At 58.5% G+C, this 15,950-nt stretch carries 12 protein-coding genes; 5 read left to right on the top strand and 7 right to left on the bottom strand.

The genetic code is table 11. The features are described from left to right. Window positions 1–248: 248 nt before the first annotated feature. The 3 genes from LF252_RS18715 (at window position 249) to LF252_RS18705 (ending at window position 3,421) form a co-directional block, all read left to right on the top strand. Window positions 249–1,775, top strand: coding sequence for an aldehyde dehydrogenase family protein (locus LF252_RS18715; protein WP_226271119.1), 1,527 nt, complete (start codon window positions 249–251; stop codon window positions 1,773–1,775). Window positions 1,776–1,923: 148 nt separating this feature from the next. Then, complete coding sequence (locus tag LF252_RS18710; protein ID WP_226271118.1) at window positions 1,924–2,337, top strand: DUF779 domain-containing protein; 414 nt, start codon at window positions 1,924–1,926, stop codon at window positions 2,335–2,337. Window positions 2,338–2,506: 169 nt separating this feature from the next. Continuing rightward, window positions 2,507–3,421, top strand: coding sequence for a manganese catalase family protein (locus tag LF252_RS18705; RefSeq protein ID WP_226271117.1), 915 nt, complete (start codon window positions 2,507–2,509; stop codon window positions 3,419–3,421). Window positions 3,422–3,500: 79 nt separating this feature from the next. On the opposite strand, the gene LF252_RS18700 is transcribed toward LF252_RS18705, so the two are convergent. Next, on the bottom strand, window positions 3,501–3,971 hold the full coding sequence (locus tag LF252_RS18700) for a nuclear transport factor 2 family protein (protein ID WP_226271116.1): 471 nt from the start codon (window positions 3,969–3,971) through the stop codon (window positions 3,501–3,503). Between the two features lie 100 nt (window positions 3,972–4,071). Beyond that, window positions 4,072–4,590 carry a YMGG-like glycine zipper-containing protein gene (locus tag LF252_RS18695; protein WP_226271115.1) on the bottom strand — a complete coding sequence of 173 codons (519 nt, stop codon included), beginning with the start codon at window positions 4,588–4,590 and terminating at the stop codon, window positions 4,072–4,074. Window positions 4,591–4,894: 304 nt separating this feature from the next. Between LF252_RS18695 and LF252_RS18690 the strand changes: the two genes are divergently transcribed. Beyond that, window positions 4,895–5,095 carry a hypothetical protein gene (locus tag LF252_RS18690; RefSeq protein ID WP_226271114.1) on the top strand — a complete coding sequence of 67 codons (201 nt, stop codon included), beginning with the start codon at window positions 4,895–4,897 and terminating at the stop codon, window positions 5,093–5,095. Here the strand turns inward: LF252_RS18690 and LF252_RS18685 are convergent. Further along, complete coding sequence (locus tag LF252_RS18685) at window positions 5,092–5,934, bottom strand: alpha/beta hydrolase (RefSeq protein ID WP_226271113.1); 843 nt, start codon at window positions 5,932–5,934, stop codon at window positions 5,092–5,094. The genes LF252_RS18690 and LF252_RS18685 overlap by 4 nt on opposite strands. 204 nt (window positions 5,935–6,138) lie before the next feature. Here LF252_RS18685 and LF252_RS18680 point away from each other — a divergent pair, with 204 nt between their 5' ends. Then, window positions 6,139–7,065, top strand: a complete 927-nt coding sequence (locus LF252_RS18680) for a WD40/YVTN/BNR-like repeat-containing protein (protein WP_226271112.1) — start codon at window positions 6,139–6,141, stop codon at window positions 7,063–7,065. Window positions 7,066–7,156: 91 nt separating this feature from the next. Here the strand turns inward: LF252_RS18680 and LF252_RS18675 are convergent, their stop codons facing one another. The 4 genes from LF252_RS18675 to pbpC form a co-directional block, all read right to left on the bottom strand. Continuing rightward, window positions 7,157–10,384 (bottom strand): efflux RND transporter permease subunit, encoded by a 3,228-nt coding sequence (locus LF252_RS18675; RefSeq protein ID WP_226271111.1) that lies wholly within the window; start codon window positions 10,382–10,384, stop codon window positions 7,157–7,159. 148 nt (window positions 10,385–10,532) lie between these two features. After that, window positions 10,533–11,681: an efflux RND transporter periplasmic adaptor subunit gene (locus LF252_RS18670; protein ID WP_226271110.1), complete on the bottom strand. Its 1,149-nt coding sequence runs from the start codon at window positions 11,679–11,681 to the stop codon at window positions 10,533–10,535. 162 nt (window positions 11,682–11,843) lie between these two features. Further along, the gene (locus LF252_RS18665) at window positions 11,844–13,202 is read right to left on the bottom strand and encodes a TolC family protein (RefSeq protein ID WP_226271109.1); all 1,359 of its coding nucleotides are present in this window, start codon (window positions 13,200–13,202) and stop codon (window positions 11,844–11,846) included. 328 nt (window positions 13,203–13,530) lie between these two features. Then, window positions 13,531–15,786, bottom strand: a complete 2,256-nt coding sequence (pbpC, locus tag LF252_RS18660) for a penicillin-binding protein 1C (RefSeq protein ID WP_226271108.1) — start codon at window positions 15,784–15,786, stop codon at window positions 13,531–13,533. Window positions 15,787–15,950 lie beyond the last annotated feature (164 nt).

Genomic DNA, 15,950 nt, shown 5'->3' with positions numbered 1-15,950 from the left:
GAGCAGTGGGTAAGCAGCCATCCAACCGGCGGCAGCTAAAGCTAGAAACAGTTCAGCCAGAAATCAATAGCTCCACTGTTCTCCCGTATGTGGTCAACCAGCGGGGCTGCTATATAGTTGCAGATTATAGTAAGTGAGTACTTACAAGTTGCGACAATAAGCGTGGTTTATTGAGAGAATAGTAGAGTTGTTTCCGGCTCATCGGGGCCTAGCTTGGCCTATCCAATAACCCACCAACTCTACTGCGAATGGAAACCCTGGAAAAACCCACCACGCTGGTTGATCGGCCGAAGTTTAAATCCCACTACGACAACTTTATTGGGGGTAAGTGGGTGGCACCGGTGAAAGGCCAGTACTTCGAGAATATCTCCCCAATTGACGGGCAGGCCTTCACCAAGGTGGCCCGTAGCTCGAAAGAGGACATCGAGCTGGCGCTGGATGCCGCCCACGAAGCTTTCAAAACCTGGGGCAAAACCTCGGCCACGGAGCGGAGCAATCTGCTCATCAAGATTGCCGACATCATGGAGAAAAACCTCCCGCACCTAGCCGCCGTGGAGTGCGTGGAGAATGGTAAGCCCATCCGGGAAACCACCCTGGCCGACTTGCCCCTGTGCGTGGACCACTTCCGCTACTTCGCCAGCGTAATTCGGGCCGAAGAGGGTACCGCCACCGAGCTGAACTCCACCACCTTGTCGCTGAACATCCACGAGCCGCTGGGCGTGGTGGGCCAGATTATCCCTTGGAACTTCCCGCTGCTGATGGCTACCTGGAAGCTGGCCCCGGCCCTGGCCGCCGGCTGCTGCGTGGTGATGAAGCCCGCCGAGCAGACGCCCGCGAGTATTATGGTGCTGATGGAGCTGCTGCAAGACGTGCTGCCGGCCGGGGTAGTGAACGTGGTAAATGGGTTCGGGCTGGAAGCCGGCAAGCCGCTGGCATCGTCGCCGCGCATCCAGAAGGCTTCCTTCACGGGCGAAACCACCACGGGCCGCCTCATTATGCAGTACGCCGCCGAAAATCTGATTCCGGTGACGATGGAGCTGGGTGGCAAGTCGCCGAACATCTTCTTCAAGAGCGTGATGGACGCCGACGACGACTTCCTTGACAAAGCCATCGAAGGAGCCGTCATGTTTGCCCTGAACCAGGGCGAAATCTGCACCTGTCCCTCGCGCATGCTCATTCAGGAGGACATTTATGACGAGTTCATCGAACGAGTAATTGCCCGCGTAAAGGCCATTAAGCTGGGCAACCCGCTGGATATGGAAACCATGATGGGCGCCCAGGCCAGTAACGACCAGTTCGAGAAAATCCTGAGTTACCTGGAAATCGGCAAAGCCGAAGGCGCGGAGGTGCTCTGCGGTGGCGATGCGTATCAGCAGGAAGATGGGGCGCTAGCCGAGGGCTACTACATCCAGCCCACCATGTTCCGGGGCCATAACAAAATGCGCATCTTCCAGGAGGAAATCTTTGGGCCAGTAGTATCGGTAACGACCTTCAAAACGGTGGAAGAAGCCCTGGAAATTGCCAACGACACCCTCTACGGCCTCGGGGCCGGCGTCTGGACGCGCGACGCCCACGAGCTGTACGAGGTGCCCCGCGCCATTCAGGCCGGCCGCGTGTGGGTAAACTGCTACCACGACTACCCCGCCGGCGCGCCCTTCGGCGGCTACAAAGCCTCCGGTTTTGGTCGCGAAAACCACAAGATGATGCTGGCCCATTACCGGCAGAACAAAAACATGCTCATCAGCTACAGCCAGCAGAAGCTGGGCTTCTTTTAGGCTGAACAGCAGATTGCGCTAAAATAGGAACGTCATGCTGAGCTTGTCGAAGCATCTCTACTGCAATGCTACATCTTAGTTAGTTGCACGGTAGAGATGCTTCGGCAAGCTCAGCATGACGTACTGGTATTTTTCAACAGCCTTTTCTATGACTACCGAACCTACCGCCCGTGTATTGGTAACACCCGCCGCCGAGGCTACCATCGACCTGCTCCGTGAGGAGCACGGGCCGCTGATGTTCCACCAGAGCGGGGGCTGTTGCGACGGATCCTCGCCTATGTGCTTTGCTAAAGGCGAATTCCGGGTAGGCAGCAACGACGTGTGGCTGGGTCAGATTCACGGCTGCGACTTTTTCATGAGCGCCTCGCAGTTTGAGTACTGGAAACATACCCAGCTCACGATAGACGTGGTGAAGGGCCGCGGGGCCAGCTTCTCGCTGGAAATTCCGTTGGGTGTACGGTTTCTCATTCGGTCCCGGCTGTTTACGGAGGAGGAAGAGCAGAACATGGCCCCGGTGTATGATGGGGAAGAGTACGAGCACCGGCCATCAGAAAGGTTGTAAGGAGCCTGGGTACGGCGGAGATTGTACGTGGTAATACCACCGAAATCCGTAAAAGGTACCAGAGAAATCCGTAGTTATTGAGTGGTTATAAGGCGTTTGGGAGGCGTACTCTTACTGTCTGCTTCACGGGGAAGCCAGGCTGTAGAAGTACCAATCACCACCTAAGCGTATGTTTTACCACGATAGAGAGCTCCAGTACAAAGTCCGTGTTGACAAACCCAACCCGGCATTTGCCCGCATGCTGCAGCAAGCCATTGGCGGCATCGAAGGTGAAATTCGGGTGTGCCTGCAGTACCTGTTTCAAGCCTGGGGCTCCCGCGGCCCCGAGAAATACCGCAACATGCTGCTGGAAACCGGCACCGAGGAAATCAGCCACATTGAGATGCTGGCCACGGCCGTAGCGCTCAACCTGGAAGGTGCCCCCACCAGTTTGCAGGAGGAATTTGCCGGGGACAAGGTAGTAGGCGCTATCCTGGGTGGCATGGACCCGCGCCACATCCTCTCGTCGGGTATGGCGGCCCTGGCTACGGATACCAACGGCGTGCCCTTCAATGGCTCTTGGATAGTAGGCAGCGGCAATATTGTGGCCGATATGTACAGCAACGTGGCCGCCGAAGCTACGGGCCGCACCCTGGCCACCCGCCTCTGGCACATGACGGATGACGCCGGGATGAAAGACTTCCTATCCTTCCTGATTGCCCGCGACACCATGCACCAGCAGCAGTGGCTGGCCGTAATCGAAGAAAATGGTGGTCTGAATGCCCTGCCGGTGCCTAATAGCTTCCCGCAGAGCGAGGAAGTGCAGGGCTTCAACTATGCCTTCGTAAGCACCTATATTGGCAACGAAACCACCACGGGCGGCCGCTGGACGCAGGGTCCGTCCTTGGATGGCAAAGGCGAGTTCCACGTTGAGAAGGCCGCCCCACTAGGTGGAGTTCCGAAGCTGGCACCGCCCGTGCCCAGCGCCTTCGCCCAGAAAGAGCAGATGACTACCGTAGACTCGTTGATTGGGACGGTAACCACCAAAATTGAGGGCGCACTCGGCGGCAGTGGCGGCCACCACTCCAGCCAGAAAGACCACTAGTAGCCCATTAATGTAGTGACCATAAACGACAAGCCCCGACCAATCTGGTCGGGGCTTGTCGTTTATGGGGAAAGGTAGCCTAGTTGGCCACTTTCACCGGTAGGCCTTCGAGCTGCACGTAGCTGAGCTTCCAGGCATTTTTCTTATTCTTCTTCCACAGCAGAATGAAGTTGCCTTCACCTTCGCCGCGGGGTTGGCCGGGGCCTTCGGGCTCTACGTCGGTAGAGAAGGTGCCCGCTTCGTAGGCGGTATTAGCATCGGTGCCGGTGGAAGTGGTGTAGGTTTTTAGGTTAGAAATGGTGCCGAGCGTGGCCCGTACCCATTTATCCGACACTTCCGACTTGCCGTTGAAGCGCGTGGCGCCCTGGGCATATTGCACGTCGTCGGCCAGCAGGGTGTCCAATTGAGCGGTATTTTTTGCATTCCAAGCACCAATGAACTGCTGATTGAGGCTTTGCACGTTTACAGCAGCGGCAGCATCATCGGCTTTGGGCGTGGAGCAGGAAGCCAGCACAGCGCCGGCTAGCAGAAAACCAAAAATGGGTTTCATGGGAACAGAGGTTAGGTGAGGGCTGAACGGGAGAAAAGCAAGGGGAACAGAAAGCCCAGGCCCGGGGGCCTGGGCTTTGAAGCTAACGAAGGAAACCGGATTACCAGCTCTTACGACGAACTTCCGACGTAGGGTAAGCGGCGTCGCGGGCACCATAGGCGGTGTTCGGCAGGTAGGCCGAGCTCATAGCCAGCGTGGTAGGAGCGGCACCGGGAGCCGAGAAGCTGCTCATCATGGCTGGAGCGGTAGCGGCAGGAGCGGCGGCTACGGCAGCAGCACGGGCAGCGGCCTGGCTGCGGCCCTGGGCAATACCCTGGCGGTACGCAGCGGCACGACGAGCTTCGGCCCGACGGGCGGCGGCTACGCGGGCCGCTTCGGCGCGGCGCTTGTTATCGGCGTTGCGGCCAATGCTGTAGCCAATGGCACCACCGGCTACGCCACCTACGGCGCCACCTACTACACGGTTCTTTTTGTTAATAAGGGCACCAGCGGCAGCGCCACCCAAACCGCCAATGATGGCGCCTTTGGCACTGGAGCTAACCTTGCGGTCCTGCGCAAAGCTGCTGGCAATGGTGGTGAAGAACATAACCAGGGCGAGAAGCAAACTTACCTTTTTCATGTCGAGAGAATATTAGGTTCAGCGGGCCGGTTGTGTTGTGACCCTGAACGTGGTTTTGCAAGCACCATGCCAATACGGCCAGAACCAGCCTCAGGTTTAGCTCAACTGCACCCGCAATTAGGTAGTAGACCCAGCAAGTGTAATTCATCATAAAAGGCCCGTAGACGGCTGATAAAGCAAGTTTTGCGTATTCCACGGAATGAATGAACAACAACTTTTTGAGGTAGCCGAAAGTTTTTCTCTGACAGGCTTAGGAGTGCTGTTGTTACCTACTGCGGCGGTGCCGACGCTGCAACTTTTAGACTTGCACACGGCACTAAAGGTGCAACTGCGGCTGCCCAACGGCCAGCAGACTATGGCAGTAGCCAGTGTGGAGGAAATCAGCCGCCCCAACGAGCCCGAAACCCGCGCATTGCTGCTCACCCAGGAAGGTGCCGAGCCTGTTTTGCCAGGAACCCAGGTGTGGTGGAATGGGCAAGAGGCCAGTTGGGAGGAGCTTTTCTAGCGCAGCCAGCCGCCGGCCGTCAGCCAGTTGCGTAGGCGGTCCATCCACTCATCTTTGGTGGTAGTGTTGTGCATACCGAAACCGTGGCCGCCCTTGGGGTACAGGTGCATTTCCACGGGCACCTGGTGGTGCAGGCAGGCTTCGTAAAACCGCAGGCTATTCTGCACTTTCACTACGGCATCATCCTGGGCGTGCACCAGAAAGACCGGCGGCGTTTGGGCCGTTACCTGGGCATCGGCGGAATACAGCTGAATTTGAGCGGCGGTGGGGTATTCGCCCAACAGATTGGTGCGGGAACCCAGATGCGCCAGACTATCCGAGAAGTTGATAACCGGGTAGAGCAGCACGAGAAAATCAGGCGCGACAGACGTAGCGCTGAACGTGCCAGCCGTGGCGGCCAAGTGCCCACCCGCCGAGAAGCCCATCAGCCCGATGCGCGCAGGATTTAGGCCGTACTCCTGGCTGCGCTGCCGCACCAGCCGCAGGGCCTGTTGGGCGTCCAGCAGCGGGGCGGTAGACTTGTCCAGTTGGCTTTCGGCGTTGGGCAGGCGGTATTTCAGCACGAAGGCGGTAATACCCCAGTCGGTGAGGCGGCGGGCCACATTGTAGCCCTCGTGGTCCATGGCCAGGCGGGCGTAGCCACCCCCGGGGCAGATGATGATGGCCGTGCCGTTGGGCTGCGCGGGCCGAAAGACAGTAAGCGTCGGCTCCGTGACGTTGGAAATCCGGATGCTGCCGCCCGCCTGTTTTTCCACCACCTCCCGCACCTTGCTGGGTCTGGAGTTGGGTACCGGGCCAGTATATAGCGGTAATACGGGCTGGGTTTGGGCAGAAGCCATAAATGATGACAGGGCAACAAACCCCAAAACCAAAAAAAGTAGTTTCACGCAGCGCAAGTATAAGTGAGGATTGATTCTGTACCTTATCTATTACAAGTGCTACTACCAGGCTGACAAGATTCTGGTATCACCATTCGTTAAGTTCTGGGGCTATGTAGCTGATTGCTAAGCTTAATAAATGAATTTGCCTAATGGATTCGCCCAATGAATCAGCTATTCGCAGTAACTTTATTTCTACTAGCGGTATCCTGCACTACTCGTCAGGAAAGTGAAAGGCAGCAAAAGGAAGCTTTACCTTCCGAGGTGCTTATTTTCACGGAACCCGCCCGGAATCAGAATGGTGGGGTATCGGATTTACTGCCGGTTGGGGCAGATACGCTGATAGCCGTAAAACATGGTGGTGGTTTGGCCCTGACAACGGATGGTGGAACCCACTGGCAACATCTCCACGATAGAGAAAGCCACCTTGATTTCGTGTTCTTCAAAAGTCTGACTATTGACGAGCAGGGCGTGTTGTGGGGCCTAGACAGCTGGGGCGGCATACACGAGGTGGATTATGCTCGCCTGATGTTGTCCACTGATTTCGGGAAAACGTGGTTTAAGCACGAGTTTGACCCCCAGATATTCTTTCCTTATTCTATCTACTCGCAGCCTAGTCAACGGCTACAAGTGGTTACCTATAGCGGAACCGTGTACCAGTTGCAGGACCAGATTGGTAGCGCATGGCGGCCAGTACAGCATTTGCCCGAGCTTGATTACACGGTGAATGACACTATTTCAGACGATTTCTATTTTGCAAAGCACCAGTTCAAATTTCTGAAGCAGGGGCAATTACTTCAGAGAAACCAGAGGGGCTGGCAAGTGGTAGGAGTAACCACGTTAGTGAATGAATTACACGATGTCTGTGCTTGTAACGGCCGAATCTACTTCACTAGCCAAGGTAGTGCCTATGGCGACTCGCCGGATTACCTATTAACCGCCAATGGCCCGCAACAGCCCGCCGATACGCTTCGGCTCCGGAAAGAGTTGGATCAAGCCTACTTGCGGTGCGATGGAAGAGGACGACTATGGCTGTTCAATTACCGGGGTATCTGGCAAAAAATTGGTAGTGAATTTCGTAAGCTATATTAAATGAGAGCCACTCAAACCGTGAGATAAGCTAACAAAAAGCCCCGACTGCGGATGCTGTCGGGACTTTGATGATTTACAAACAGGCCAGTTACTACGCCGGTTGCGGCACGGCTGAGTGGTCACCTTCGCCGGGGCCTTCCTCTTTGGGGCCGCCGTGCTCCTCATCGGGCTTGTAGTTGGCTTCCAGCTCGGCCAGCTTCTCCTTACCGTAAGCAAAGCGCGTAATCAGCACGTACAGCACCGGTACGATGAAAATGGCCAGCAGCGTAGCCGAGAGCATCCCGCCCAGTACCGTCCAGCCGATGGTTTGGCGGCTTTGCGCACCCGCGCCGGAGGCAAACACCAGCGGCAACACGCCCAGGATAAAGGCCAGCGAGGTCATAACGATGGGGCGGAGGCGGAGGCGTACGGCTTCCAGGGTGGCATCTACCAGCGGCATGCCTTTATCCACCCGCTCCTTGGCAAACTCGATAATCAGAATGGCGTTTTTGGCCGACAAACCAATCAGGGTAATCAGACCAATTTGGGCGTACACGTTGTTGGTGAGTTTGGGCAGGAAGGTGAGGGCCAGAATAGCCCCGAACGCGCCCACCGGCACGGCCAGCAGTACCGAGAAGGGCACCGACCAGCTTTCATACAGCGCCGCCAAGAAAAGGAATACGAAAATCAGAGACAGAGCGAAGATATACACCGTCTGGCCCCCGGCCAGCAGTTCTTCCCGGCTCAGGCCCGAAAACTCGAAACCATAACCCTGGGGTAGGCTCTGAGCGGCCGTTTCCTGCAGGGCCTTGATGGCGTCGCCGGAGCTATAGCCGGGGGCGGCGTTGCCGTTGATTTCGGCCGAGCGGAACAGGTTATAGTGCGAAATCAGCGGAGCCGACTCGGTGCGCTTGTAGCTGGTTACGGCGCTCAGCGGCACCATACCACCGGAGGTGTTGCGCACGTAGTACTGGCCCAGGTTGCTGATATCGGTGCGGTACATGCTGTCGGCCTGGGTTACTACCCGGAAGTTGCGGCCGTACACCGTAAAGTCGTTCACGTAGGCCGAGCCCAGGTAGGTGCGCAGGGCCGTACCGATGTCGGAAATGGATACGCCCAGCTTCTTGGCTTTTTCCCGGTCAATGGTAAGCTGGTAGCCGGGCGTGTTGGCGGTGAAGAACGAGAACGGGGCGGCAATTTCGGGCCGTTTGCGCAGGGCCCCCAGGAAGTTCTGGAGGTTAGCGTCAAACACCTTCACGTCGCCGCCGGCCTCGCGCTCCTGCAGGATAAACGAGAAACCGCCGGTGTTGCCCAAACCCGGAATAGCGGGCGGCGAAATCACCACCACGTTGGCCTCGCGCAGGCGGCTGAGGCGCTGCTGCACGGTGGCAATCAGGCCCTGCAGCTGCTGTTCTTTGTCCTTGCGATCATCCCAGGGCTGCAGCTGGCAGAACACCGTACCGCTGTTGGATTTGGAGGAGAAGTTCACGGCGTTCAGGCCGCCTAGACCGGCGTAGTGCCGGATACCCTTCACCTGGCTCAGTTCCTTCATGATTTCCTTGAGCGTGGTTACGGTACGCTCCGTGGAAGCCGCTTCGGGCAGGTTGAAGGTCACAATCAGGCGGCCTTCGTCTTCCGTGGGGATAAAGCCCGAAGGCTTATTGGCAAACAGCAGCCCGGTACCGGCCACAATGCACACCAGAATTATCACCACGAAGCGGGAGTGGCGGATGCCGCGTCCCACGCCGTTACCGTACTTGTTGGTGACCTTATCAAACCAGGTGTTGAACTTGTAGAACAGCCGGTCAATGCCCTTGGAGTGTTCGTCGCGCTTGTGGGGCTTGAGCAGCAGCACGCACAGCGCGGGCGTGAGCGAAAGCGCCACGAAGGCCGAAATCAGCACCGAAATGGCAATGGTAATGGCAAACTGCTGGTACAAACGGCCCGTGATGCCGGGGATGAAGCCCACCGGCACAAACACGGCGGCCAGAATGAGGGCAATGGCAATAACCGGGGCCGAAATTTCGTGCATGGCCGCCAGCGTGGCATCCAGGGGGCTCATGCCCCGCTCGTTCATGTTGTGCTCCACGGCTTCCACCACCACAATGGCGTCGTCCACTACAATACCAATGGCCAGCACGAAGCCGAACATGGTAAGCGTGTTGATGGTGAAGTGCAGCGGGATAAAGAACAGGAACGTGCCGATGATAGACACCGGAATGGCCAGCACCGGAATGAGGGTGGAGCGCCAGCTCTGCAGAAACAGGTACACCACAATAACCACCAGCACCAGGGCCTCTACAAGCGTGTGTAGTACTTCCTCAATCGACACCTTCACCACGGTAGCCGCCTCGAAGGGTACCACGTAATCCAAGTCCGTAGGGAAGCTCTTTTTCAGCTCCGTCATGGTCTTGTTCACATTCTCGAAGGTTTCGAGGGCGTTGGCACCGGGGGCTTGATACACCAGAAGGTAGGCGGCCCGCTTGCCATCCACGAAGGAGTTGGAGGCATAGTTGAACTTGCCCAGCTCCAGCCGGGCCACGTCCTTCAGGTACACCACCGAGCCATCCGTAGGCCGGGTTTTGACGATGATGTTGCCGAACTCCTCGGTGTTGGTGAGGCGACCTTTTACAAACACGATGTACTCAAAGGTCTGGCCGGTTTGGGCGGGCGGGGCTCCAATGGAGCCGGCGGCAATCTGCGCGTTCTGCTCCTGTATAGCGGCCGATACCTCCTGGGCCGTTACGCCCAGCTGGGAGAGTTTATCGGGGTTGAGCCACACGCGCATCGAGAAGTCGTCGGCGCGGCTCACAATGTCGCCCACGCCCTTAGTGCGGAGCAAAGCGTCCTTGATGAATACGTTGGCGTAGTTATCAAGAAAGGTGGTGTTGTGGCTGCCTTTGGGCGCGTACAGGGCCACCAGCATCAGAATGCTGGGGTTACGCTTGCGCACCGTAAGGCCCAGGCGCTGCACTTCCTGGGGCAGAGTGGGTAGGGCAATACCCACGCGGTTCTGCACGTCGAGGGCGGCAATGTTGATGTCGGTGCCCACTTCGAAGTTCACCGTCATGCTCATCTGCCCGTTGCTGGTGCTGTTGCTCTGCAGGTAGGTCATGCCGGGCGTACCGTTCACCTGCACCTCCACGGGCGTAGCTACAGTTTGCTCCACGGTTTGGGCGTCGGCCCCGGTATAGGTGCCGCTCACCGATACGGTGGGCGGGGTAATTTCCGGGTACTGCCCCACGGGCAGGTTCAGGATGGCCAGCACCCCCACCAGCACAATTACCAACGAGGTAACAATGGCCGTGACGGGACGCCGGATAAAGGTTTCTGCAATCATGTTGTAGTGCTTAGTGCGTGGTGCCTAGTGCTTAGTAGTGCGTCAGGCTGTCATGCTGAGCTTGTCGAAGCATCTCTCCCGCTTCGTTGCAGTGTTGCCTAGCCAGAGGTAGAGATGCTTCGGCAAGCTCAGCATGACGTTCAGTTGCTTACTTGGCCGCACCGGCGGCTGGGGCACCGGCCGCTGCGGGCGGGGCCGTGGTGATTTTACCCCCGTCGCGGAGGCGGTTCAGGCCCTCAGTTACTACTTTGTCGCCTTCCTTGATGCCGTTCATAATGACAATCTGGTCGCGGAGGCGGGGGCCCAGCTGCACTTTGCGCTGCACGGCCTTGCTGCTGTCCCCGGCCACAAATACAAAGTTCTCGCCCATCTGCTCCACCACGGCTTTGTAGGGAATTACCAGGCGGCGGCCCGACTGCCGGTTGAGTACGTGCAGCACGGTGCTCATGCCATCTTTCAGCTTGCGCTCGGGGTTGGCAAACTGCACTCGGATGGTTACAGTGGCCGTTTGCTGGTCCACACCCCGGTCAATGGCCAGAATGCGGCCCGGCTGGTTGTAGCGGGTACCATCGGGCAGCTCCAGGCGGAAGGTAGAATCGCCACGACCACCGCCCTGGCGTTGCAACTCGGCAAAGCGGCTCAGGTCAGTATCGGGAATCACGAAGTCAACGCCCATGGGGTCTTCGGCGCTGAGCGTGTTGAGCAGAGTGGTGCCGGGACTCACCTGCGCCCCCAGGCGCACCTGCGAAATGCCGATGCGGCCGGTAAAGGGCGCTTTAATTACGGAGTAGTCGAGGTCGGTGCGGGCCAGGGCTACTTGGGCCTGGGCTTCGGCTACTTGGGCTTGGGTGGTAGCGTAATTGGTAGCGGCATTGTCCACAATCTGACGGGCAATGGCATCCTGCTGAGCCAGGCGCTGGTACCGGTCTAGGTTCACCTTAGCGTTCTGCACGGTAGCCTGGGTGCTACGCAGACCGGCCAGGGCCTGCTGGTAGGCGGCCTGGTATTTGCGCCGATCAATTTCATAGAGCGGCTTGCCCTTCTGCACCACGTCGCCTTCCTTAAAGAAAATGCCCGTGATAAAGCCGGCCACCTGGCTGCGCAGCTCCACGTTGTTGAGGGCTACCACGGTGGCGGGGTACTCATCATAGTACACCGCTTCAGTGGTGCGGGCGTCCACCAGCGTTACGGGCGTGGCCGGCGGCGGACCGGCGGCTTTTTCATCTTCTTTTTTGCCACAGCTCGCCAGGGCCAGCAAACCAGCGGCGTACGAGAGGCTGAGGAGGTACTTGTTCATATCAAAAACTAAGAGCAGCGGAAAGGAAGGGGAGAGTGTGGTTGGAGCAGATGTGTTTCAGTGCGTCATGCTGAGCGCAGCCGAAGCATCTCTACCTCTGGCTAACTAATCAGCATTGCAACGAAGCGGTAGAGATGCTTCGGCAAGCTCAGCATGACGTTCTTAGTACTCAGTAGACAATTCGCCACGGGCCCGCAGCAGGTCCACTTTGCTGCTCAGCAGCTGAAACAGGGCGGTATAGTAGTTAAGCTGGGAAGTGCGCAGCGTGGTTTGGGCCACAATCAGGTCGATGTAGGCCCGGATGCCCTCCCGATACTGCAGGTTGATGACGTTGTACACTTCCTTGGAGGCTTCCAGGTTGCGCTTGCCCAGCACGTACTGCGTGTAGTAGCCCTTATAGTTGGCCAGCGCCGTGGCGTACTCCGTGTTAATCTGGTTGCGGGTGTTGGTGATATCCTCGTCGAGGCGGGTATTCTGCAGGCGGGCGCGGCGGATATTCTGGGTGCGCCGGAAACCGGTGAAAATGGGCAAGCCCAACTGCAAGCCGGCATAGGAGTTAGGGAAGCGCGTGCGGTACTGCTCGCTCACCTGGTTGTTCTGAAACACCGAGTTGTAGTTGGCAAATGCCGATAACGAGGGCAGGAACCCAAAGCGGTAGTAATCCACCGTCAGGTTCTGCAAGGATTTTTCGGTTTGCAGCTGCTGAATTTCGATGCGGTTGCTGATGTTCAGGGCCGCAGCCGTATCGGCGGTGGCTTCCAACTCCAGCTGCAGGGTGTCGTACAGCAAAGCCAGGCGGCGCTCGGGCGGCAGGCCCATCAGCTGCTTCAGGTACGCCAGCCGCGACTTAATAGCCTCCTGGGCCTGCTTGCGGCCGGCCAGGGAGTTATTCAGCGACACTTCCGCCTGCAGGTACTCGGTTTTGTCGGCAATGCCGGTGTCGTAGCGGGCCCGGGCGTCGCGGTAATTACGCTGCAGGCGGGCAATATCTTGGCTGAACACATCCAGCTGGCGCTGGGCCAGCAGCACGTCGTAGAAGCTCTTGCTGACATCCGACACGGTGGAAATCTTCACGTTCACCGTGTTCTGCTCAGCGGCCTGGTTATTGAACCGCTTGCTACGGGCGGCCAGGTACACATCATTGTTATAGATGGCCTGCGTGCCGCTCAGCCCCACCGTAGTTACGTTGCGCACGCCCAATTGGCGGGGAGTAGGCACGCCGGTGGTAGGGTCGGGGAAGATGGTAAAGGGCAGCTGAAAATAGTGCTGCGCCGTGCCCTGCAGCCCCACCTGCGGCAGCCAGCCCGCCAAGGCAATCTGGTTTTGGGAGCGGGTAATTTCCTGGTCGATGCGGGCCTGGCGTACTAATGGCTGATTTACCAGGGCCACATTCAGGCACTGATTCAGGGTAAGCACCGTATCGGCGGGCAAAACGGGGGACGTGGGCTGGGCCAGTGCCCAGGCAGGGGCCAGCCACAAAATGCCCAACAGAAGCCGAAGCGTCTGGTGTACGTGTTTCATATGGAAGGAAGAGCGGCTACGCCGAAGCGTAATCGGTAGGTATAGGGCTGGGGACCCACTAGGGGTAGATAGAGCGGCTGCTCCATGGACGCAGCCAGTCCGGAGTAGGCTGCATGCATCCAGCGGAGCCTGAAATCAGCCAGCGGGTGGATAAGGACCGGCTAATAACAGTGCGTATTCATCTGAGAACTGAGGCTGAACACCACGGCAGCACTACGTTGCAACAGAACCAGACGGAATACAAGTTGGGTAAACCAGCCGCTGCCCTAAAAGGTTATGGCATCCACAAAAAAGGCTGCTGCACGTTGTTACAAGCAGATTTTTGGCCTTACTCCAGCTCCGTGACGGTTACCAGCACGTCGGTATTGCGGCCGTGGTCATCGGCGCAGGATATTTTCAGCGGGCCCGGCTGGGGCCGGAAAAATACCCGCTCGGTAGCCGCCGCCGTCCGCAGAAACTGGTCGTTCACGTACCAGTGCACCTGGCGCACTTCGCTGTTGGTAGTGCAGCTGAGCAGCAGTTGTTGCTGCTCATGCTTGTTCAGCACGTATTCGGTGTTGGCCGTGGGCGAGGTGATGGTGGGAGCTAGTTCCGGTCCGCCGCGCACCAACTGGCACTGGGGGTTATGGGGCGGCAGGCGGCGGTACGGGATGCCCTGGGCTTCCTTATAGGCCGCCACCTCGGGCAGCAAATTTGGGTACAGCTCCCGCCGGTAACCAGCTGCCGGCGCGCAGGCCCGGCAGTACGTGAAGCTGCCATCCGCCGACATCAATACTTCGCGCAGGTGCTGGCAGCGCAGCCCGCTGCTCACGTTGGGCAGGAAATAGTCGATAACCTGATTGGGGCAGTTTTCGCCCGGTACCAGCCCGCTTTCCGCGCACACCAGCCGGAAGTCCAGCGCGGCGGGGGGCACAAACCAGTCGTTGGGCGAGTTGTAGGCCAAGGCATTGAACAGGTCGAACAGCAGGGGCGTGGCCACGTCGGCGCCGGTAAGGGCGGGGCTGCCCTGGCCGCTGAAGTTGCCCACCCACACGCCCACGGTGTACTGCTTGTTGTAGCCGATGCTCCAGGCGTCGCGGCGGCCGTAGCTGGTGCCGGTTTTCCAGGCCACTTTGGGCAGATGCATGCTGCTGGCCGCCCCCAGCGGTAAATCGGGCCGGGTGAGTTGGGCCAAAATATCGGTAGTCAAAAAAGCCGCCGACTCAGAAATGAGCGAGGTGCCAGCCGAACGCTGCCGCCCAGCCGTAAGCTGCAGGGGCGCGTACTGCCCGGCATCGGCCAGCGTCACGTACAGCCCCGTCAGTTCTTCCAATGAAGCCCCGCAACCACCCAGAATGCTGCTCAGGCCCAGTTGCGCCCGGTTACGCTTCACATTCTGAAACCCGGCCTGTTGCAGCTTCTCGGTGAAGGTGGGTACGCCGAGCTGGTTAAGCACGCGCACGGCCGGAATGTTGAGCGAGTAGGCCAGGGCCCGCTCCAGCGTCACCTCCCCGTTGCAGCGTTTATCGAAGTTCTCGGGGCGGTAGCCCTGGAAGTTGGTGGGCACGTCGGGCAGCATCTGCTTGGGCGTAACCAAGCCCCGGTCCATGGCCAGCGCATACAGAAACGGCTTGAGCGTGCTGCCCGGGGAGCGGACCGCCACCACCCCGTCGTTCTGGCCCTGGCTGCCGAAGTCCCGGAAATCCGCTGAGCCCACGTATGCCTCCACCTGCCGGGTGCGGTTGTTCACCACCAGCACAGCCGCCTGCGAAATACCTAGTTCGTGGAGGCGGCGCACGTAGCCCAGGGTCAGGTCTTCGGCCTTGCTTTGCTTGCTGCGCTGCAAGCTGCTGCGAATGATGGCCTGGTGCGGAAACTGCCGCACCAGCCGCCTCGAAAGGTGCGGGGCCAGGGTGGGGGCGGGGTGGCGCTGCACGTCCAGGGGTTCCAGCAGGGCATCTTCCACGGTTTCCTTTGGGAATAGCCCGGCCGCCCCAAAACGCCGCAGCCACCGGTTCCGCTCCCGCAGCACGGCCGCATTGTTCTTGCCCAGCACCAGCCCGCGCGGGCGGTTCGGGATGATAGCCAGTGTGACGGTTTGGGCCAGGGAGAGATAGTCGGGTGTCTGTTGGAAGTAGAGCAGCGCCGCTGACTTCACGCCCTCTACGTTGCCCCCGTAAGGCACTAGGTTCAGGTAGAGCTGCAGAATCTCATCCTTGCTGTAATGGGCTTCCAGCTGCACGGCCCGGGCCATTTCCAGCAGCTTGTTCGGGAAAGTCCGCTCTTTTGGCTCCAGCAACCGGGCCACCTGCATGGTGATGGTGCTGGCCCCCGTGGTGCGCCCCTGGCCAAACAAATTGCGCCCTGCCGCTTGCACCAAGGCCACCGGATTCACTCCAAAATGCCACTGAAACCACCGGTCTTCTTTCTCCAGAATGGCCGTGCGCAATACCGGCGTAATCTCGCGCAGCTCGGTTTTCATCCGCCACTTTTGGGTGGGGTTGAGGTAGGCGTGCAGCACGGTGCCATCCTGGGCCAGTACAATGGGCGAATACAACGGCGCGGGCGGCAGCGGGAAGGCCATATCCAGCCCTAACAGGAGCAAAAGCAATAGGCCCAAGCCCACAGAAAGCCGAAAGGCGAAGCGCCGATTCATAGCTCAAATATACACCTACGCCTCAACGGTGCTGGTAAATAGTAATTTTTGAATTTATAGAATGAATTTATGTAGTTATATGTGGTTTTTGTTGTGGATAATTTAAACAAATA

The organism is Hymenobacter pini (assembly GCF_020421205.1).
Lineage (GTDB): Bacteria > Bacteroidota > Bacteroidia > Cytophagales > Hymenobacteraceae > Hymenobacter > Hymenobacter pini.
Note: the sequence above shows the minus strand (reverse complement) of the source record. Positions and strands in the feature narration are given on the sequence as shown.